The following is a 438-nucleotide window of genomic DNA, read 5'->3' as shown; positions in this document are numbered from 1 at the left end:
TGTCGCCCAGCGTGGTCACGGTGCCTCCCATGTTCGTGACCGTGTCACCCAGGTTCGTCACGGTGTCGCCCAGGTTGGTCACCGTATCGCCCATGCTTGTTACCGTGTCGCCCAGATTCGTCACGGTGTTGCCCATGTTGCTTACCGTATCGCCCATGGTCGTCACCCTGTCGCCCACGCGCTGCACGTCCTGGTTCGTTTCGTGCAGCTGTGCGCCGTTCACCGCATCGGTGCTGGCGGCCGACACGGCCCCGCGAGCGAGGTTGGTCAGCTTGGTGCCGCCCGTCACACCGCCGTCCGTGGATGCAGGTCCGGCCAGGGTGATCAGGTTCTTGGGATCTCCCGACTGGCCGTCGTAGGTCACCGCACGATCGTTCAAGCTGCCGACGTTGTCGGCCACGGACTTCAGCTGGCTCACGTTCACCGCGTCCGTGTCGG

1 pseudogene is annotated in these 438 nt (G+C 65.1%); it reads right to left on the bottom strand.

Going from position 1 to position 438, the window contains the following annotated elements:
- A pseudogene (locus AC6LKD_RS32665) lies at nucleotides 1–438 on the bottom strand (hypothetical protein); the annotation flags it as partial.

The sequence above is a fragment of the Achromobacter sp. D7-1 genome (assembly GCF_059760445.1).
This window is presented reverse-complemented; position numbering and strand designations above follow the sequence as displayed.